This window comes from Streptomyces sp. ActVer (assembly GCF_027270795.1).
GTDB lineage: Bacteria > Actinomycetota > Actinomycetes > Streptomycetales > Streptomycetaceae > Streptomyces > Streptomyces umbrinus_A.
In genome coordinates, this window is record NZ_JAPWHT010000210.1 from 1 (window position 1) to 17078 (window position 17078).

Genomic DNA, 17078 nt, shown 5'->3' on the forward strand with positions numbered 1-17078 from the left:
TGCGGGTCCATGCGCTGATCCGGTTCGGCCGCTGGTCCGACATCGTGGAACTGCCGCTGCCCGCCGACCCGAAGCTGATGGTCGCCGGGCCGGCGTCCGCCGGCCACCGCGCAGGCCCCCTCCCGTGAACTGCGTGCCCTGCTAAGGGAGATCGACCCGGACCGCATCGAGGCGACGGTCCGCAGACTCGTCTCCTTCGGCACCCGGCACACCCTCTCCACCCAGGACGACCCGGACCGCGGCATCGGCGCGGCCCGCGACTGGATCCTCGCGGAGATGCGCTCGTACGCCGCCGGTTCCGGCGGCCGGATGACGGCCGAACTCCAGTCGTACGTCCAGGAACCCGCGTCCCGCATCCCGACCGCGACCCGCATCACCAACGTGGTGGCGACGCTGCGGGGCTCGGTCACACCGGAGCGGGTGTACGTCGTGTCCGGGCACTACGACTCCCGCGTCACGGACGTCATGGACGCCACCTCGGACGCCCCGGGCGCCGACGACGACGCGTCCGGGGTCGCCGTGGCGATGGAACTGGCGAGGGTGATGGCGAAGCGCCGCCCGGCGTCGACGATCGTGTTCGCGGCGGTCGCGGGGGAGGAGCAGGGGCTGTACGGGGCCGCGCACATGGCGTCCCGGTTCAAGGCGGCCGGCACGGACGTGCAGGCCATGTTCACGAACGACATCGTGGGCAGCTCGAAGGCGGACGACGGGACGAAGGACCCGTACACGATCCGTCTCTTCGCCGAGGGCGTGCCCACGTCGGAGACCCCGGAACAGGCGGCGACTCGCCGTTCGGTGGGAGGCGAGAACGACTCCCCGTCGCGGCAGTTGGCGCGCTTCGTCCGTGACGCCGGGGACAACTCGGCGACGGGGATGCACGTACGCGTCGTCTACCGCCGGGACCGGTACCGGCGGGGCGGCGACCACATCCCCTTCCTCGAACAGGGCTACGCGGCCGCCCGGTTCACCGAGCCTGCCGAGGACTTCGCGCACCAGCACCAGGACGTGCGGGTCGAAGGCGGAAAGCAATTCGGCGACCTGCCGGAGTTCTGCGACTTCCCCTTCACGGCCCGGGTCGCCCGGGTCAACGCCGCCGCGCTCTGGACCCTGGCCCAGGCCCCGGCTGCCCCGCGCAACGCCAGGATCCTGACGGCCGCGCTCACGAACTCCACGGAGCTGACCTGGACCCGGGGCTCCGAGCCCGACCTGGTGGGCTACGAGGTCGTCTGGCGCGAGACCACGGCCCCCGAGTGGACCCACGTCATCCCGGTCGGCGACGTGACCTCCCACGAGGTGGACCTGTCCAAGGACAATGTCTTCTTCGGGGTGAGGGGGGTGAACCGGGCGGGCTTGCGGGGGCCTGTGGCATTCCCGTTGCCGCAGGTATAGAGCTTTCCTCGTGTATGGGGTGCGGGTGCGTTGTGGCTGATCGCGCAGTTCCCCGCGCCCCTGAGGTATTTCAGCCCCTCCGGCGTTTGAGGAGCGGGGGTCTGGGGGCGGAGCCCCAGGTAAGTGACGGGAATGGGTAGGGGCGGCGGGGGCGAAAAAAGCCCTACCGGGGCTCGGGCGGGCGTTGCCGGGGCATGTTCGGGCGGGTGCCCGGGGGAAGCGGGGGACGTCCGGGCGGAGCGGAGTCGACGCGGGCAGCCCCGTCCGCGCCCGCCTGGATGGCCAGCGGCCCGGCCCCCGTCCGAAACTCCACCATCCAGTCCGCGGTCTCGACCCGCACAAGCTCAGTCACGTCCTCCGAGAACCGCCGAAGCACACCAAGACACCGCTCGGCAGCCTCCCCGGCGGTCCCCTCGGTGGGCCCGAGAACCTCCCGCACACACTCGGACGCCCAGTCGAACTGAAGTACCTGCAACCGCCGCTGCACGGCCTGAGCCGTGGCCACATCCCTTATCCACCCGGCCGTCACCCCGAAGAAACGGTCCCCCGCCACACAGGCGGCCCCGACGAGCATCCCCAGGTATCCCCAGACGGCACCCCCGCCCACCACCCCCGTGACATCGAGCAGAGGCAACGCGGCCCCGGCAAGAGCCCCCACCGCGGCCCCAGCCCGCAACGCCCGCGCCCCCCGCCGCTTCCACACCCGCTCGGCGAGATACCAGGACGCCGTGGTCAGCGCCCCCGCCTCCACCCACCGGTACAGCTCGTGGAGCCGCTCGGCCGGCTCCCCCCAGTCCCCGAGAGGGAACGTGCGCCCCATGAGATCGCTGGGCCTCGGCCCGCCGGGCCCGAGTGCGCCCCGGCCGGGAACCCCGCGTCCGGGACCGTTCCGCCTGGGCCCGCCGGGCCCGCCGGGCCCGCCGGACCCGCCGGACCCGCCGGGCCCGAATCCGCCCGGCCTCGGACCACCGGCCCGCGCACCATCACCCCGACCGTCTCCGTCCTGGGCCGACCCCTCGGGCTGCATGTCCGGCTGGCTCACCCGACGCTCCCTACTCGTGACGTTGCGTGACGGTAACGTGGCGCAAGGTTCACGAGATGCTGCTGCGCCGCACTCTTACTACCTCCCAATGGGTGGCGATGGACCTGGTTTCGGGGGTTTTCCGCTCGGACGTGGGCGTTGATCAGGTACAGGCCAATCCGTCATCTCACTCGAAAGAGTGCTGGAGCGACGGCTCGGCAGACCACGTAGGCTCGTGCCAAGGCGGGAAACCCCCGCCGGACAGCCGTACAGAAGCGGTACGGACGGTCGTACTCGCGGCCGTCCGGGATGCCGTACCCAAGCCGTACGAAACCAGGAGCTGATCGTGATTCCCGGTGGTGGCCAGCCCAATATGCAGCAGCTGCTCCAGCAGGCCCAGAAGATGCAGCAGGACCTCGCGACCGCGCAGGAGGAGCTGGCGCGGACGGAGGTCGAAGGACAGGCGGGCGGCGGCCTGGTGAAGGCGACGGTGACCGGTTCCGGCGAGCTGCGTGGCCTGGTCATCGACCCCAAGGCCGTGGACCCCGAGGACACCGAGACGCTCGCGGACCTGATCGTCGCGGCGGTCCAGGCGGCGAACGAGAACGCCCAGACCCTCCAGCAGCAGAAGCTCGGCCCGCTGGCCCAGGGCCTGGGTGGCGGCGGCATCCCCGGCCTGCCGTTCTAAGTCAACCCGGCGGTCCCTTCTAAGACGGCCGACCGCCAACTACCGTACGTACCAAGAGGGCGAGCACGACTACGGTACGTACCGAGCGAGCGGCGAACGAGCCGTAGGACGAGCAGCGCAACGAGCAGGGACAGGAAGGCAATCCGTGTACGAAGGCGTGGTCCAGGACCTCATCGACGAACTGGGGCGGCTCCCCGGCGTCGGTCCCAAGAGCGCGCAGCGGATCGCCTTCCACATCCTCCAGGCCGAGCCGACGGACGTACGCCGTCTCGCTCAGTGCCTGATGGAGGTCAAGGCGAAGGTCCGCTTCTGCGCCACCTGCGGGAACGTGGCGCAGGAGGAGCTGTGCAACATCTGCCGCGACCCGCGCCGCGACCTCACGGTCATCTGTGTGGTCGAGGAGCCCAAGGACGTCGTCGCGATCGAGCGGACGCGTGAGTTCCGGGGCAAGTACCACGTCCTGGGTGGCGCGATCAGCCCGATCGAGGGCGTGGGCCCCGACGACCTGCGCATAAGGGAACTGCTCGCGCGCCTGGCGGACGGCACGGTCACGGAGCTCATCCTGGCCACGGACCCGAACCTGGAGGGCGAGGCCACGGCCACGTACCTCGCCCGCATGATCAAGCCCATGGGCCTCAGGGTCACCCGCCTCGCCAGCGGGCTGCCGGTGGGCGGTGACCTCGAGTACGCCGACGAGGTCACTCTGGGGCGCGCCTTCGAGGGAAGGCGGCTGCTGGATGTCTGACCGAGTAGTTGATGTACGAGACGCACGAGATGCACGAGACGCGCGAGACGAAGCTCTTCTCGACGCCTTCTCGACGTCCCTGTCGATGTTCTTGAGGAAGGCCGGCTTCTAGATGTCTGACGCCACGCTGCATGCGACCGCTCAGGACCCCGATGACTTCGCGGTCCAGATCGCCGACCAGGTCGAGAGCTTCCTCGTAGCGGTCACAGAGGTCGCCAAGGGTGACGAGCCGGACTCGGCGGTCCCCTTCCTCCTCCTGGAGGTCTCCCAGCTCCTGCTGGCCGGCGGCCGCCTGGGCGCGCACGAGGACATCGTCCCCGACGAGCGCTACGAGCCGGACCTCGGCCCCGAGCCGGACGTCGACGACCTCCGCGAGCGCCTCGCGGAGATGCTCGACCCGGTCGACGTCTACTCCGAGGTCTTCGACCCGTACGAGCCCCGCAAGCCCCCCGTCCCGGCCCGTATCTCGGACGACCTGGCCGACGTCATGACGGACCTCCGTCACGGCATGGCCCACTACCGTGCGGGCCGCACCACCGAGGCCATGTGGTGGTGGCAGTTCTCGTACTTCTCCAACTGGGGCTCGACGGCTTCGGCAACGCTGAGGGCTTTGCAGTCCCTCGTCGCCCACGTCCGCCTGAACCAGCCCCTGGAGGAACTGGACGGCCTCGACACCGACCAGGACCTCAGCGAGGAAGCCCTCGCGGAGGCGGCCGGCAAGGTGATGGCGGAGGAGATCGCGGGTCCGCTGGGGCTGCGCGAGGTCAAGTAGCCCCGGCCGTACGGGCGAGTCGCCGCGGCCTTCGCACAGCGCACTCACGCGCAGCGGAGGCCGAGCGTCGCGTGCAGCCGGTCCGGGTCCACGTACGGCGTGGTGGGCGTCGGCTCGCTGTACCACTGCAACGGCCACGTGTTGCCGTCCAGCGCCGGAATCCCGATGTACGTGACCGTGCGGCACCCGGCCCCGCCGAACCGCTGCACACCCAACGGCCACGTGTGTGCCCTCGCGGCCCCCGGTGCGAGCAGGAAGTACATCCACCTGAACCCGACCGCCTCGCAGACGACGGGCCCCGCGTCGCCGTCCGTCGCCTCGACGAGGTCCGAGGCGATCTGCTCCCCGCGTACGCCCTGGACCCGGATCGTGTCGAAGTGGATGCCGGACAGGCGGAGTTGGTGACCGGCGAGGGGGACCCACTCGGGGCGGTGGTGGGGGATTGCGTTCGTCATGGTCACACGATGACGGCCGTCCCGCTACGCTCGGTAGTGACCGAGGAGATACACGCCGGGGTGTATCGGTCGGAGGTGGCCGCAGTGTCAGTCCAGTACAACTCCTCCACGCCGTCGCCGCTCAACTGGCGCTACAGCGGCAACCAGTTGAAACGCTGGCGCACGAAGGCGAACGTGACCCGCGAGGAGCTGGCCGCCGCCGCCAACTACTCGCCGGACACCATCAAGTCCATGGAACAGGGCGTACGCATGCCGACGCCGCGCGTCCTGGACGCGGCGGATGAGTTGTGTCATGCGGAGGGGTTGCTGAGCGCGGCCAAGGACTACCTGAAGCGGGAGAAGTTTCCGGCGAGGGCGCAGGACTACATGGAGTACGAGCGTGAGGCGATCAACCTCTGGTGGTACGAAGTCGCCCTGATCCCGGGTCTCTTGCAGACCGAGACCTATGCAAGGTCACTGATCGGCGACCATACCCCGCCCCTCGATGAGGACACCGTCGAAGAGCGAGTCCTGGCGAGGCTGGAGCGCCAGGGCCTCCACACACGCAAGCCGTTGGCTGCTTGCAGCTATGCGCTGTACGAGGCGGCATTGCGCGGCCCGTACGTCGACAAGGAGCAGCTGCTGCACCTCTTGGAGATGGCCAAGCTGCGCAACGTCGCGATCCAGGTGCTGCCCTACCGCAGGGCGGTGGCTGTCGCCCTCCTGGGCCCGATGGTGCTCCTGGAGAACCGGGATCACGAGCGCTTCGCTTATACGGAGGCGCCGTCGACGAGTCAGTTGACCTCTGACCCGGAAGTGGTCAGTGCGCATACTGAGCGGCTTAGCATGATCCGCATGCTGGCCCTCGGCCCTGACGAGTCGGCCCGCTTCATTGAGGGGATGGTGGATGAGCTATGAACGACGAGTTGAAGTGGTCCAAGTCCAGCTACAGCGACTCTGAAGGTGGCGCGTGCGTCGAAGTCGCCCTCACCCCCACCACCACCCACATACGTGACACCAAACTCGCCGCCGACAGCCCTGAGTTGAAGGTACGACCCCCCGCCTGGTCCGCCTTCATCTCCGCAGTTCAGCCCGGGGCTTGAGCCCCGGGACCCGAGCTCTTCCCATGGGTTCTGGGTTCTGGTTTTGATGGCGGGAGCTACCCAACCAACCAAGTCTGAGCGTGAGTTGAGCGCGCGTAACTCGTAAGGGTGACGATCCGTGAAGTCGCTCTAGGTTCGCGGCAAATAGATCGGCCCCGGTCGGTGCGCCAACACCGGCTCCGGGGCCTAGACCTACGGATCGAATGCGAGTCGATCGTGGCTTACGCCCAGCCTAGCCCCGCCCTGCCGCGTCCCACCCACCCCATGGCCAAAACGGGTTACGGAAAACGCGCTGTGGGTGACGAACCCCCGCACGCGGACGCGGACTTCGCGCACCTGTGCCCCCGGGACGCCGAGTTCGCCGTCTTCATCGACCACCTCGACGACGGCCACGCCATGGGCCACAAGGTGATCGCGGCCGAGCACCCCCGATACGGCCAGCAGGCGAGCCGTACGTCCCTCAGGAGCCTCACCGAGGCCGGCCACCTGCGCTGGATCAAGGAACACATCACCGTCGAGGACAACTCGATGCGATGGGTGACGCGGACGTACTGGTCGCGTACGCCCAGGTCCGTGGAGTGGTGGACGGAGTTCGCGCGAGAGCGCCACGGCAGGGACGTAACGCAGAACCACCAACCGGGCCTGGCCCGTGCCGAGACTGCCGCTCCGGCCTCGCAGTCGGTCTCGGAAGCCGAGAAGCCCGAGCAGGCAGAACGAGCCGAACAGCCCGGCTCCGCTCCCGCGCCCAGCGCCGCCTACCGCGCACTCGCCGGGCTCCGCGCCGCAGACCCCCGTTTGCCCCTGTCCGAAGCCGAGTGCCGAATGCTCGAACCCTTCGCCGCCGAGTGGCTGTCACGAGGCGCCACTCCGGCCGACATGATCCGCGCGCTGACCGACGGGCTGCCGCCGGCCGTCACGAACCCGGGCGGATTCGTCCGCACCCGATTGGAGACCAAGATGCCCCCGCAGAAGAACGACACCGCCGAGACCGGACCCGGTCGTCCGCTCCGCGCCAAGGTGACCCGCGTGATCATGGCGTGCGCCACCTGCGACGCCGACGAGCGGACGGCGAAGATCGTCCGGGGTGTGTGCGAGGACTGCCTCGCGGAGGAGGCGGAGCTGGGGATGACACAGGAGGACGTAAAGAAAGGCTTCGAGGAGATCGCCTACCTGGGAACCACGTCCGCTCGTCTCCTCAAGGAGAAGTTCGAGCGCCGTACGGGCGGGCCCGTACCCGATACCTTCCGCTCGGTGTCGATGGAGGACCGCGTCCACTACCACTACCGGGACAACCGCGACCGCATCGCGAACGGCCTCCCGCCGAGGCGGTGGAAGCCGTGACGGCCGAGAGTGGGCACGGACCGATCTGCAGGCCATCGAGAGGGGACGGCGGCGTATGAGCGTGCAGGACGTGCCGGTCGGGGCACCATGGAGTCAAGGAGGCGACGCCATGACCCCCATGACCGCAGACCGGCCCCAGATGTCCGTCGAGGAGTTCGAGGAGCTGGAGCGTCATGCGCCCGAGAGCGTGTGGCTGGAGTTCATCAACGGGAAGGTCGTGGTCAAGCCCATGGCGGACGGCAACCACCGCGAGATCATCGCGTGGCTGCAACGGCTCTGCATGCAGCATCGCCCCGACCTTTGGCTGCATGCGGAGAGCGGTCTCAAGACGGAGCGGTATCGCAAGGGGCGGGCCCGCGCGGATGGAGTGCTCGTCCCGGTGGGTGGTCTCAAGGGGCAGGGTGAGTGGTCGGAGGCCGAGGCCGCTCTGCTGGCCGTGGAGGTCACGTCGTACGACTCCGATACTCACCAGCGTGACCGCGTGGAGAAGCCCGACGGCTACGCGGCCGCAGGCATTCCGGTATACCTCCTCATCGACCGTGACGACTGCTCGGTCACCGTCTTCACCGATCCGGAGGACGGCCGCTACCGCCGTCAGGTGAAGGAGTCCTTCGGGGCATCTGTCAAGATCCCGGCTCCTGTCGGCTTCACCCTGGAGACCGAACAGCTCAAGGAGTTCGTGGACTGACGGAGCCGAATGACCTAAAGCCCCCACAGTCCTTTCCCCAGAGTCGTGATCCCGCCGACGAGCGCCAGTGCGAGCACGAGCATCCGGGCCCGGTTCTCGGGCGTGCGCCGGGCCAGTGCACGCCCGGCCAGGGCACCCACCATCATCGCCGTCACGACCAGCCCCCACACCGGCGCCCCGAGCCGCGGTACCCCGTTCGAGGCCACCGAGATTGCGTTGACCACCGCCCCGTAGAACAGCGCGTTGGGCACGAACTCCCGTACTGTCCAGCCCGCGTTGAGGGCGTACAGGGATATCGGGGGGCCGCCGACGCCCGCGGCCGAGTTCATGAAGCCGCCGACCGCGCCCGCGGCCACCGCGCCGCCGCTTCCGCGTAGGGCCGGTAGCCGGGCGCCCCGCATCACCAAGAGGATGGCGACCGTCACCAGGGCGCCCATGAAGGCGAGCAGGACGGGTTCGGGGAGCCGGCGGGCCAGCCAGGTGCCCAGCGGGACCGTGCAGGCCGCCGCCACGCACAGCGGCACCATCGCGCGCAGCCGGACCTCGCGCAGGCCGCCCGCGAGGCCGACCACGCAGATGGCGCCCGAGACGCAGTTGGCGAGGACGACGCCCTGTGCCGGGCCGAGCAGCAGCACCAGCGCGGGCACGGCGACGAGCGCGAAGCCCATGCCGGTGAGCCACTGCACACAGGAACCGAGCAGCACGATGCCGCTCAGCAACAAGCCGCCCTCCCAGCCACCTGCCATGGTCAGCCCTCCCCGGGACCTGGGGCTTTGCTGTTTTGTACGAACGTTGTCCGTGCGCTGCACCTGTGCTGCACGGGGCCTAACCGGTGTGAAGCGAGGGTTGGATCACTCCCCCAGGGGAGCAAGTCCACCCCACCACACAGGAGTTGTGATGAAGCGTCACATACGGACCCGCGCCGCGATCGTCACCGTCGCCCTCGTGGCGGCCGGAGCCGTCACCGTCGGCGTCAGCCAGGCCGCGCCGGAGCAGCAGTCGAAGCCCGCAGCGAGCCAGGCGGCAGCGAAGCCGACCAAGAAGCAGATCGCCGCGCTGTTCGACGGCTGGAACAAGGCCCTGCAGACCGGGGACTCGAAGAAGGTCGCCGCCCGCTACGCCTCGGACGCCGTACTCCTGCCCACCGCCTCGCCCAAGATCCGTACGAACCACGCCGAGATCGTCGACTACTTCGACCACTTCCTGCTGAACAAGCCCAAGGGCACGAAGATCAAGTCCGTGATCAACGTCCTGGACAGCAACTCGGCGATCGACGCGGGGCTGTACGTCTTCAACCTGACCGACCCCAAGACCGGTGAGAAGAAGAACGTCGAGGCCCGCTACACGTACGAGTACGAGAAGCGCGGTGGCAAGTGGCTGATCGTCAACCACCACTCCTCGGTGCTGCCCGCCGCAGGCTGAACCGGACGCACAGCCCCCCACCAGGGGCGTCCCGCAGCGCCACCGCACCGGCGTCGTCCGTGACCAGCTGCTTGACGATGGCCAGGCCGAGCCCCGAGCCGGCCCGGCCCGTCAGGCCCTGGCCGCGCCAGAAGCGGTCGAAGGCGCGGGACTTCTCCGCGTCGGACATGCCGGGCCCCTGGTCCAGCACCGACATCACGACCTCGTCGGGGTGGGACGACACCTCCACGGTGATCGTCCCGCCGTCCGGCGAGACCTCCAGAGCATTCGACAGAACGTTGTCCAGCACCTGGTCCAGATGACCGGGACTGGCCAGCACAAGCGGCCGGCCGCCGGCAACTCCCCCCAGAGCGACGGTGACTCCGCGCTCGTCGGCGGCCGGTCTCCACACCGCGAAGCGCTCCTCGATCACGTCGACCAGCGACAGCGGTTCGGCCGCGGACACCTTCGCCTCCGCGCGCGCGAGCACCAGCAGACCGTTCACCAGGCGGCTCATCCGGACCACCTCGGAGGTGGCCTGCTCCACGTCCTCCCGTACGAACTCGTCGTCGGTACCGTCCGCGATGTTGTCCAGGGAGAGACGCAGTGCCGTCAGCGGCGTACGCAACTGGTGGGAGGCGTCGGCGACGAAGATCCGCTGGGCGGCGACCAGGCTGTCGAGGCGTTCGCCGGCCGAGTTGAGCGTGCGGGCCAGCTGCTGGGTCTCGTGCGGGCCCGTCACGGGTGAGCGTGCCGTGAGGTCGCCGTTGCTGAACCGGGTCGCCATGTCGTTGAGCTGGCGGAGCGGGCGGGTGAGGCGGCGGGCCACGAAGGCGCCGATGAAGGCGGCCACGGCCAGCACGCTGACCGCGAGTATGGCCCGGAAGCCCCAGATGCTCCACAGCCGGCTGCTGAGGTCGGAGGTCGCGTACTTGATGCGTACCGCGCCGACGATCCGGTCCTTGTCGTCCGCGGACTCGGCCGGCACGGTCACCACGAGGTGCCGCCCCCAGACCCAGGACGATCCCCAGTCGACCGTCGGCTCATGATCCTTGAGGGCCCGCGTGATCGCCTTGTCGTCCGCGGGGAGGGGGAGCGAGGCCACCGCCGCGCCGCCGGAGTCGGTCACCTGGACGGTGCCGGGGGTGTCCTTGGAGTAGGCCCCGGCCATCCGCGCGAGCGCCTGCCGCGAGGACGCGTCACCCTCGCCCAGCAGCAGCGCCATGGTGGTGGCCTCGCGTTCCACCGACTCCTCGGTGTCCCCGCGCAGTTGCGCGGTCAGCGTGAAGGCCACCGGCACGGTGAAGGCGGCCAGTGCGACCGCCACCAGAAGTACGTAACTGACGATCAGCTGCCGGATCATGAGGAGGCGTCACCCTTGTTGCCGCCCAGTGCGCCGGCGTCGCCCCGGTCGCCGTCCTTGCCGATCTCCAGGCGGAAGCCGACCCCGCGGACCGCCTCGATCGTGATCGCGCCCGCGAGCTTCCGCCGCAGCGCCGCCACATGCACGTCCAGCGTCTTGGTCGGCCCGAACCAGTTCGCGTCCCAGACCGCTTCCATGATCTGTTCGCGCGACATCAGCGCGCCCGGCTCCTCGGTGAGGAAGGCCAGCAGGTCGTACTCCTTGGGCGCGAGGGCGACCTCCTCGCCGTCCAGCCGGACGCGGGCCGCCTTGCGGTCGATGGTCAGCCGCGACCCGTACCGGTCGGGTCCCGCCGCCACGGCCTCGGCCGCCGTACGCGGCTGGGCGCGCCGCATCACCGCCCTTATCCGCGCGATGACCTCGCGTACCCCGAACGGCTTGGTGACGTAGTCGTCGGCGCCGAGCTCCAGGCCGACCACCCGGTCCGTCTCGTCGCTGCGCGCGCTGATCACGATGATCGGCACGTCACCGCGCCCGCGCAGCGCCTTGCAGACGTCCAGACCGTCGGTGTCGGGCAGCCCGAGATCGAGCAGCACGACGTCGTACGGGTCCTCGTGGGCCAGGGCGTCACCGCCCGTGGCGACCCAGGCCACCTCGAAGCCGTAACGCAGCAGCCCGCGCCGGAGCGACTGGGCTACCGGCTCGTCGTCTTCCACCAGGAGTACGCGCACAAGCGGAACCCTAGGGCCTGTCTGACAATTCCCTCCCCCAGCCTCCGGCCGGGAGGTGCCCCCAGCCTCGCGACGCCATGCACGCACTCTCGCCGCACCGGGCGCAGACCCAAGTACGTCCAGTACGAGGATCTACGCCCGGCGCGCCGAGAGCACGCACCTGACGCCGCGCGGCCGCCCTCTGGGCGACGACGGGAATTGTCAGACAGGCCCTGCTTGAAATTTAACGTGACGGCTCGTGAGTGTGACGCGGCGCACTTTCCGAGTGAGGTGCGTCCGGGCAGGGCAGATGCGGTCCTGGAGCGGCCGGAGGGCCGGTGGACGGAAGCCGACCGATCGGACGACCGAAAGCCGGACGGACCCGGGTGATCAACTCGTGAGCGGGACATCTCACGATGCGATATCGCCGGGGTGGAATTCGGCCGCTCGTTAGACTGAGCCGACCGCAGTCGTGCGGTACGAGACGGACTGAGCGAGGAGCGCACGTGGGCCTTGTCGTGCAGAAGTACGGAGGCTCCTCCGTAGCCGATGCCGAGGGCATCAAGCGTGTCGCCAAGCGGATCGTCGACGCCAAGAAGAACGGCCATCAGGTCGTTGTCGTGGTGTCGGCGATGGGTGACACGACGGATGAGCTGATCGATCTCGCCGAGCAGGTATCCCCGATCCCTGCCGGGCGTGAGTTCGACATGCTGCTGACCGCAGGAGAGCGGATCTCCATGGCCCTGCTGGCCATGGCGATCAAGAACCTGGGCCACGAGGCCCAGAGCTTCACCGGCAGCCAGGCAGGCGTGATCACCGACTCCGTCCACAACAAAGCGCGCATCATCGATGTCACGCCCGGCCGCATCAGGACCGCGCTGGACGAGGGCAACATCGCCATCGTCGCCGGGTTCCAGGGCGTGAGCCAGGACAAGAAGGACATCACCACGCTGGGGCGAGGCGGGTCCGACACGACCGCCGTCGCGCTCGCCGCCGCCCTCGACGCCGAGGTCTGCGAGATCTACACGGACGTCGACGGTGTGTTCACCGCCGACCCGCGCGTGGTGAAGAAGGCCCGGAAGATCGACTGGATCTCCTCCGAGGACATGCTGGAGCTCGCCGCCTCCGGCTCCAAGGTGCTGCTGCACCGCTGCGTCGAGTACGCACGCCGTTACAACATCCCGATCCACGTCCGCTCGTCCTTCTCCGGACTGCCGGGCACCTGGGTCAGCAACGAGAATCCGCAAGGGGACGCGCAGGTGGAGCACGCCATCATCTCCGGAGTCGCGCACGACATCTCCGAAGCCAAGATCACGGTCGTCGGCGTCCCGGACAAGCCGGGCGAGGCCGCGGTGATCTTCCGCGCCATCGCGGACGCCCAGATCAACATCGACATGATCGTGCAGAACGTGTCGGCGGCCTCCACGGGCCTCACCGACATCTCCTTCACCCTCCCCAAGACCGAGGGCCACAAGGCCATCGAGGCCCTGGAGAAGGCGAAGGGCGCGATCGGCTTCGACTCGCTGCGCTACGACGACCAGATCGGCAAGATCTCCCTGGTCGGCGCCGGGATGAAGACCAACCCGGGCGTCACCGCCTCGTTCTTCCAGGCGCTGTCCGACGCGGGCGTCAACATCGAGCTGATCTCGACCTCCGAGATCCGCATCTCGGTGGTGACCCGCCAGGACGACGTCAACGAGGCCGTGCGCGCCGTGCACAGCGCCTTCGGGCTCGACTCCGACAGCGACGAGGCCGTCGTCTACGGAGGCACCGGCCGCTGATGGCCAGGACTGTGGGACCCGGGACCGTGCGACCCGGGTCCGTAGGGCCGACGCTCGCGGTCGTGGGAGCGACCGGGGCCGTCGGCACTGTCATGCTCCAGATCCTGTCCCAGCACGCGGACATCTGGGGCGAGATCCGCCTGATCGCCTCCCCGCGCTCGGCCGGCCGCAAGCTGGCCGTGCGCGGCGAGGAGGTCGAGGTGGTGGCCCTGACGGAGGAGGCCTTCGACGGGGTCGACGTCGCCATGTTCGACGTACCCGACGAGGTCGCCGAGCGCTGGGCGCCGCTGGCAGCGTCCAAGGGCGCGATCGTCGTCGACAACTCCGGCGCCTTCCGGATGGATCCCGAGGTGCCGCTGGTGGTGCCCGAGGTCAATCCGCACGCCGCCCGGGTGCGGCCGCGCGGCATCATCGCGAACCCCAACTGCACGACCCTGTCCATGATCGTCGCCCTGGGCGCGCTGCACGCCGAGTTCGGCCTGCGCGAGCTGGTGGTCTCCTCGTACCAGGCGGTGAGCGGGGCCGGGCGCCGCGGTGTCGACACCCTGCGCCAGCAGCTGTCGCTCGTCGCCGGTACGGAGCTGGGGACGACCCCCGGTGACGTACGCAGGGCGGTGGGGGACAACACGGGCCCCTTCCCGGAGCCGGTGGCGCTCAACGTCGTGCCGTGGGCCGGGACCGTGCGCGAGGACGGCTGGTCCTCGGAGGAGATGAAGGTGCGGGACGAGTCCCGCAAGATCCTCGGACTGCCGAACCTGCCCGTCGCCGTCACCTGCGTACGGGTGCCGGTCGTCACCACGCACTCGCTGACCGTCCACGCCCGCTTCCAGGGCGAGGTGACGGTGGACCGGGCGCGGGAGATCATCGCCACGGCACCCGGCGTCGTGCTCTTCGACAATCCGGCGGCGGGGGAGTTCCCGACGCCCGTCGACGTGGTGGGCACGGATCCCACGTGGGTGGGACGGGTACGGCGCGCGCTCGACGATCCGACCGCGCTGGAGCTCTTCGTGTGCGGGGACAATCTGCGCAAGGGGGCCGCGCTGAACACGGCCCAGATCGCGGAGCTGGTGGCGGCCGAGCTGGGTGGAGCGTGAGCCGGGCGCGGCTGCCGCTGCCTGTGCCGTCGCACGTGCCTCTTTGCCATGTCGCAGCGCTGCGGACGGCTCCGGCCGGAAATTTTCTGGTCGAAAGTTGAATCGTTTGTAGGATCTGTGTGACTTTCATGGTCGGGAAATGGTCCGGACCACTTGAATCGAGGCTTCCGACGACCGAGGCTTCTGGCGTTCGAAGATTTTCCTCCCCGTTCTCCGCAACCGCGCGGAGGGCGGGGAGCGTCTTTGCGGTCGCCCTTCAGGGGGCGTCCGGACGCCACGTTCATATGGGGCATAGGGGATGAGCTTTTACGTATGAGGGCATTTGACGCACTGTCTGGCGTGCAGCCTGACGCAAAAGCGATGCCTGTCGCGTACAACCCCAACGGGGGGACGCGTGTCCAACTGGCGTGGCTGAGGTACTCGAATTCACTGCGGCGGCGCGGGGCACGACCCTGCGCCCGCCCCGCCGACCCCGCATGTCCGGCGCGTCCGGCGGCGGCATGCCGGTGATCGCCCCCATGCCCGCAGCGCGGCCGACCCGCATACCGAACCAGCGCGAGGGCGCTGACGAAGCCCTGGCGGCCGGCACCACCGTCGACCATCTCACCGAGACCTATCGCGCCCACTACAGATCGCTCCTCGGTCTCGCGGCGCTCCTCCTCGACGACACCGCCTCCTGCGAGGACGTCGTCCAGGAGGCCTTCATCCGGGTGCACTCGGCGCGCAAGCGCGTGCGTGACCAGGAGAAGACGCTCGCCTATCTGCGGCAGACCGTCGTCAACCTCTCGCGCTCGGCCCTGCGCCGGCGCATCCTCGGTCTGAAGCTCCTCTCCAAGCCGATGCCCGACATGGCGAGCGCGGAGGAGGGCGCGTACGACCTGCTGGAGCGCGACGCCCTGATCAAGGCGATGAAGGGGCTCCAGAGGCGCCAGCGCGAGGTCCTCGTCCTTCGGTACTTCGCGGACATGACCGAGGCGCAGGTCGCCGAGACGCTCGGCATCTCGCTGGGTTCGGTGAAGGCGTACGGCTCGCGCGGCATCGCGGCGCTCCGTGTCGCCATGGAGGCGCCGGCATGAGCGCGAAGGACGAGCGGGCACGCCATGATGAGTACGGTCGCGGTCACAGCGACGACAACGAGCACGACCAGCACGCTGGGAACGGAATTGTGAATCACGGCCCCTCGGCGAATTCGGGCCCGGAAGAATCGGGTGTCTCGGACACGGACGGCCGCTCGGCGGACCGCCCGTCCGGTGCTTCGCCGCGCTCGTCGAGCCCTTCGGGCGCGCCGGGCCAGTCGGACCCTTCGGGCCAGTCGGACCCTTCGGTCCACTCGACCCGTTCGGCCCAGTCGACCCGTTCGGCCCAGTCGACCCCTTCGGTCCACTCGACGCATTCGGTCCACTCGGACACGGATGCCGCGGGCCCGGGGTCGGGGGACTCGGGCGGATTCGGCGCCGACGGCCTCACTCTGGGGGCGCTCGGGTCCGACGAACTGGCCCTGCGGCGGCTCCTGCACCAGGCCGTCGAGGAGATCGAGCCGACCGACGGCACGCTGGACCATCTGCGGCGCGCGGTACCGGCCAGGCGGGCGCGCAAGCGCCAGGCCGTCGTCGGCATGGCGGCCGCCGCACTCTTCATCGGCACGGCCGTCCCGGCCCTCATCCATGTCTCGAACTCCACCGGCCCCAACGCCGACCCGTCCATCGCGGGCAACAGCTCGCAGACCCAGGGCGGCTCGAACGAGGGCAAGCAGGCCGGCACGGGGGGCGGCTCCGGCGGCTCCTCGGGCAAGGACAACGACAAGGACAAGGGCGACAAGACGGACAAGCCCGGCAAGGGCAAGGGGGACAGCGGCAGCACCGCCGGCACCCAGCCGTCGGCCTCCGCGGCGAACGTGCCCGCCTGTACGTCCCTGCAGCTCGGCAGCGCCTCCGGGACCGCCGGCTCACCGGACGCCAACGGCGCGGTCTACGGCACCTTCCGGGTCACCAACGTCTCCGCCGCCAGCTGTACGGTCTCCGGCGACGGCTCGGTCGCCCTGGCCGCCCAGGGCGCGGCGAGCCAGTCCGCGATCGGCACGGCCCTGCACGCGACGGGTGACGCGGCGGCCGGACTGCCCGACCAGTCCACGTACGCCGCCGCGCTGGTGCTCCAGCCGGGCTCGGCCTACGAGGTCGAGTTCGCCTGGGTGCCGTCGAGCACCTGTCCGACCACCGGTGGCAGCACCGGCGGCGGGGAGCCCACGCCCGACCCGACGCCGACCGGCACCACCGGCGACAGCGGCGGGACGACCTCCGAGGGCACCAGCGGTGTGAGCTCGCAGCTCATGAAGGAGGACGGAGCCGCCGACGGAAGCGTCCTCGTCTCCTACTCGGCGGAGGGCGGCGGCCCGACGGTGTCCACGACCGTGTCCAACGCGTGCGCCGGGACGGTCTATCGGACCGGGGTGCTGGCCGGGTCCTGAGGTCCGGCCGAGGTCCGGTGCGGTCCGGTTGGGCCGGGGCGGCCGAGGTCCGTTGCGGTCTTGGGGTCGTTCGCTGGGTGCGGG

The 17078-nt window shown here is 69.7% G+C and carries 18 protein-coding genes; 13 read left to right on the forward strand and 5 right to left on the reverse strand.

Annotation, left to right across the window (positions count from 1 at the left end):
* Nucleotides 1-276: 276 nt before the first annotated feature.
* A complete protein-coding gene (locus O3Q52_RS29550; RefSeq protein ID WP_269651746.1) occupies nucleotides 277-1389 on the forward strand; it encodes a M20/M25/M40 family metallo-hydrolase in 1113 nt (370 codons plus the stop codon).
* Between the two features lie 163 nt (nucleotides 1390-1552).
* On the opposite strand, the gene O3Q52_RS29555 is transcribed toward O3Q52_RS29550, so the two are convergent.
* Entirely contained in the window at nucleotides 1553-2416 is an 864-nt protein-coding gene (locus O3Q52_RS29555) for an SLATT domain-containing protein (protein ID WP_269651761.1), read from the reverse strand.
* A 340-nt stretch (nucleotides 2417-2756) separates the two neighbouring features.
* On the opposite strand from O3Q52_RS29555, the gene O3Q52_RS29560 reads away from it, so the two are divergent.
* The 3 genes from O3Q52_RS29560 to O3Q52_RS29570 all read left to right on the forward strand — a co-directional run bounded on the left by O3Q52_RS29560 (nucleotide 2757) and on the right by O3Q52_RS29570 (nucleotide 4615).
* The gene (locus O3Q52_RS29560; protein ID WP_269651748.1) at nucleotides 2757-3098 is read left to right on the forward strand and encodes a YbaB/EbfC family nucleoid-associated protein; all 342 of its coding nucleotides are present in this window, start codon (nucleotides 2757-2759) and stop codon (nucleotides 3096-3098) included.
* A gap of 145 nt (nucleotides 3099-3243) precedes the next feature.
* Nucleotides 3244-3843 (forward strand): recombination mediator RecR, encoded by a 600-nt coding sequence (gene recR, locus O3Q52_RS29565; protein WP_055613476.1) that lies wholly within the window; start codon nucleotides 3244-3246, stop codon nucleotides 3841-3843.
* Nucleotides 3844-3955: 112 nt separating this feature from the next.
* Nucleotides 3956-4615: a DUF5063 domain-containing protein gene (locus tag O3Q52_RS29570; RefSeq protein ID WP_269651749.1), complete on the forward strand. Its 660-nt coding sequence runs from the start codon at nucleotides 3956-3958 to the stop codon at nucleotides 4613-4615.
* A 44-nt stretch (nucleotides 4616-4659) separates the two neighbouring features.
* On the opposite strand, the gene O3Q52_RS29575 is transcribed toward O3Q52_RS29570, so the two are convergent.
* Nucleotides 4660-5076 carry a hypothetical protein gene (locus O3Q52_RS29575; protein ID WP_269651750.1) on the reverse strand — a complete coding sequence of 139 codons (417 nt, stop codon included), beginning with the start codon at nucleotides 5074-5076 and terminating at the stop codon, nucleotides 4660-4662.
* Nucleotides 5077-5079: 3 nt separating this feature from the next.
* On the opposite strand from O3Q52_RS29575, the gene O3Q52_RS29580 reads away from it, so the two are divergent.
* The 4 genes from O3Q52_RS29580 (at nucleotide 5080) to O3Q52_RS29595 (ending at nucleotide 8181) form a co-directional block, all read left to right on the forward strand.
* Nucleotides 5080-5967, forward strand: a complete 888-nt coding sequence (locus tag O3Q52_RS29580) for a helix-turn-helix transcriptional regulator (RefSeq protein ID WP_269651751.1) — start codon at nucleotides 5080-5082, stop codon at nucleotides 5965-5967.
* On the forward strand, nucleotides 5964-6152 hold the full coding sequence (locus tag O3Q52_RS29585) for a DUF397 domain-containing protein (RefSeq protein WP_269651752.1): 189 nt from the start codon (nucleotides 5964-5966) through the stop codon (nucleotides 6150-6152). The genes O3Q52_RS29580 and O3Q52_RS29585 overlap by 4 nt, the downstream gene beginning before the upstream one ends.
* Before the next feature lie 294 nt (nucleotides 6153-6446).
* Nucleotides 6447-7493 (forward strand): hypothetical protein, encoded by a 1047-nt coding sequence (locus O3Q52_RS29590; RefSeq protein WP_332112952.1) that lies wholly within the window; start codon nucleotides 6447-6449, stop codon nucleotides 7491-7493.
* Between the two features lie 109 nt (nucleotides 7494-7602).
* Complete coding sequence (locus O3Q52_RS29595) at nucleotides 7603-8181, forward strand: Uma2 family endonuclease (RefSeq protein WP_269651754.1); 579 nt, start codon at nucleotides 7603-7605, stop codon at nucleotides 8179-8181.
* Nucleotides 8182-8195: 14 nt separating this feature from the next.
* Here O3Q52_RS29595 and O3Q52_RS29600 read toward each other — a convergent pair whose 3' ends face one another.
* Nucleotides 8196-8927 carry a sulfite exporter TauE/SafE family protein gene (locus O3Q52_RS29600; protein WP_269651755.1) on the reverse strand — a complete coding sequence of 244 codons (732 nt, stop codon included), beginning with the start codon at nucleotides 8925-8927 and terminating at the stop codon, nucleotides 8196-8198.
* A gap of 151 nt (nucleotides 8928-9078) precedes the next feature.
* Between O3Q52_RS29600 and O3Q52_RS29605 the strand changes: the two genes are divergently transcribed.
* Nucleotides 9079-9603 carry an SgcJ/EcaC family oxidoreductase gene (locus O3Q52_RS29605; protein ID WP_269651756.1) on the forward strand — a complete coding sequence of 175 codons (525 nt, stop codon included), beginning with the start codon at nucleotides 9079-9081 and terminating at the stop codon, nucleotides 9601-9603.
* On the opposite strand, the gene O3Q52_RS29610 is transcribed toward O3Q52_RS29605, so the two are convergent.
* On the reverse strand, nucleotides 9566-10945 hold the full coding sequence (locus O3Q52_RS29610; RefSeq protein WP_269651757.1) for a HAMP domain-containing sensor histidine kinase: 1380 nt from the start codon (nucleotides 10943-10945) through the stop codon (nucleotides 9566-9568). The two genes, O3Q52_RS29605 and O3Q52_RS29610, sit on opposite strands and share 38 nt — an antisense overlap.
* On the reverse strand, nucleotides 10942-11676 hold the full coding sequence (locus tag O3Q52_RS29615; protein ID WP_269651758.1) for a response regulator transcription factor: 735 nt from the start codon (nucleotides 11674-11676) through the stop codon (nucleotides 10942-10944). Before O3Q52_RS29615 ends, O3Q52_RS29610 begins: the two co-directional genes overlap by 4 nt.
* 485 nt (nucleotides 11677-12161) lie before the next feature.
* On the opposite strand from O3Q52_RS29615, the gene O3Q52_RS29620 reads away from it, so the two are divergent.
* From O3Q52_RS29620 to O3Q52_RS29635, 4 genes are all read left to right on the forward strand, one after another.
* Nucleotides 12162-13436 (forward strand): aspartate kinase, encoded by a 1275-nt coding sequence (locus O3Q52_RS29620; protein ID WP_189843253.1) that lies wholly within the window; start codon nucleotides 12162-12164, stop codon nucleotides 13434-13436.
* Nucleotides 13436-14530, forward strand: a complete 1095-nt coding sequence (locus O3Q52_RS29625; RefSeq protein ID WP_269651759.1) for an aspartate-semialdehyde dehydrogenase — start codon at nucleotides 13436-13438, stop codon at nucleotides 14528-14530. The genes O3Q52_RS29620 and O3Q52_RS29625 overlap by 1 nt, the downstream gene beginning before the upstream one ends.
* A 407-nt stretch (nucleotides 14531-14937) precedes the next feature.
* Complete coding sequence (locus O3Q52_RS29630; protein ID WP_200397357.1) at nucleotides 14938-15606, forward strand: SigE family RNA polymerase sigma factor; 669 nt, start codon at nucleotides 14938-14940, stop codon at nucleotides 15604-15606.
* Nucleotides 15603-16994 (forward strand): hypothetical protein, encoded by a 1392-nt coding sequence (locus O3Q52_RS29635; protein ID WP_269651760.1) that lies wholly within the window; start codon nucleotides 15603-15605, stop codon nucleotides 16992-16994. Before O3Q52_RS29630 ends, O3Q52_RS29635 begins: the two co-directional genes overlap by 4 nt.
* Nucleotides 16995-17078 lie beyond the last annotated feature (84 nt).

Coding starts and splice junctions, on each gene's coding strand:
- O3Q52_RS29585 (WP_269651752.1), top strand. CDS start 5,964: ATGAACGACGAGTTGAAGTGGTCCAAGTCCAGCTACAGCGACTCTGAA.
- O3Q52_RS29635 (WP_269651760.1), top strand. CDS start 15,603: ATGAGCGCGAAGGACGAGCGGGCACGCCATGATGAGTACGGTCGCGGT.
- O3Q52_RS29625 (WP_269651759.1), top strand. CDS start 13,436: ATGGCCAGGACTGTGGGACCCGGGACCGTGCGACCCGGGTCCGTAGGG.
- O3Q52_RS29550 (WP_269651746.1), top strand. CDS start 277: ATGCGCTCGTACGCCGCCGGTTCCGGCGGCCGGATGACGGCCGAACTC.
- O3Q52_RS29610 (WP_269651757.1), bottom strand. CDS start 10,945: ATGATCCGGCAGCTGATCGTCAGTTACGTACTTCTGGTGGCGGTCGCA.
- O3Q52_RS29605 (WP_269651756.1), top strand. CDS start 9,079: ATGAAGCGTCACATACGGACCCGCGCCGCGATCGTCACCGTCGCCCTC.
- O3Q52_RS29555 (WP_269651761.1), bottom strand. CDS start 2,416: ATGCAGCCCGAGGGGTCGGCCCAGGACGGAGACGGTCGGGGTGATGGT.
- O3Q52_RS29580 (WP_269651751.1), top strand. CDS start 5,080: ATGACGGCCGTCCCGCTACGCTCGGTAGTGACCGAGGAGATACACGCC.
- O3Q52_RS29570 (WP_269651749.1), top strand. CDS start 3,956: ATGTCTGACGCCACGCTGCATGCGACCGCTCAGGACCCCGATGACTTC.
- O3Q52_RS29595 (WP_269651754.1), top strand. CDS start 7,603: ATGACCCCCATGACCGCAGACCGGCCCCAGATGTCCGTCGAGGAGTTC.
- O3Q52_RS29600 (WP_269651755.1), bottom strand. CDS start 8,927: ATGGCAGGTGGCTGGGAGGGCGGCTTGTTGCTGAGCGGCATCGTGCTG.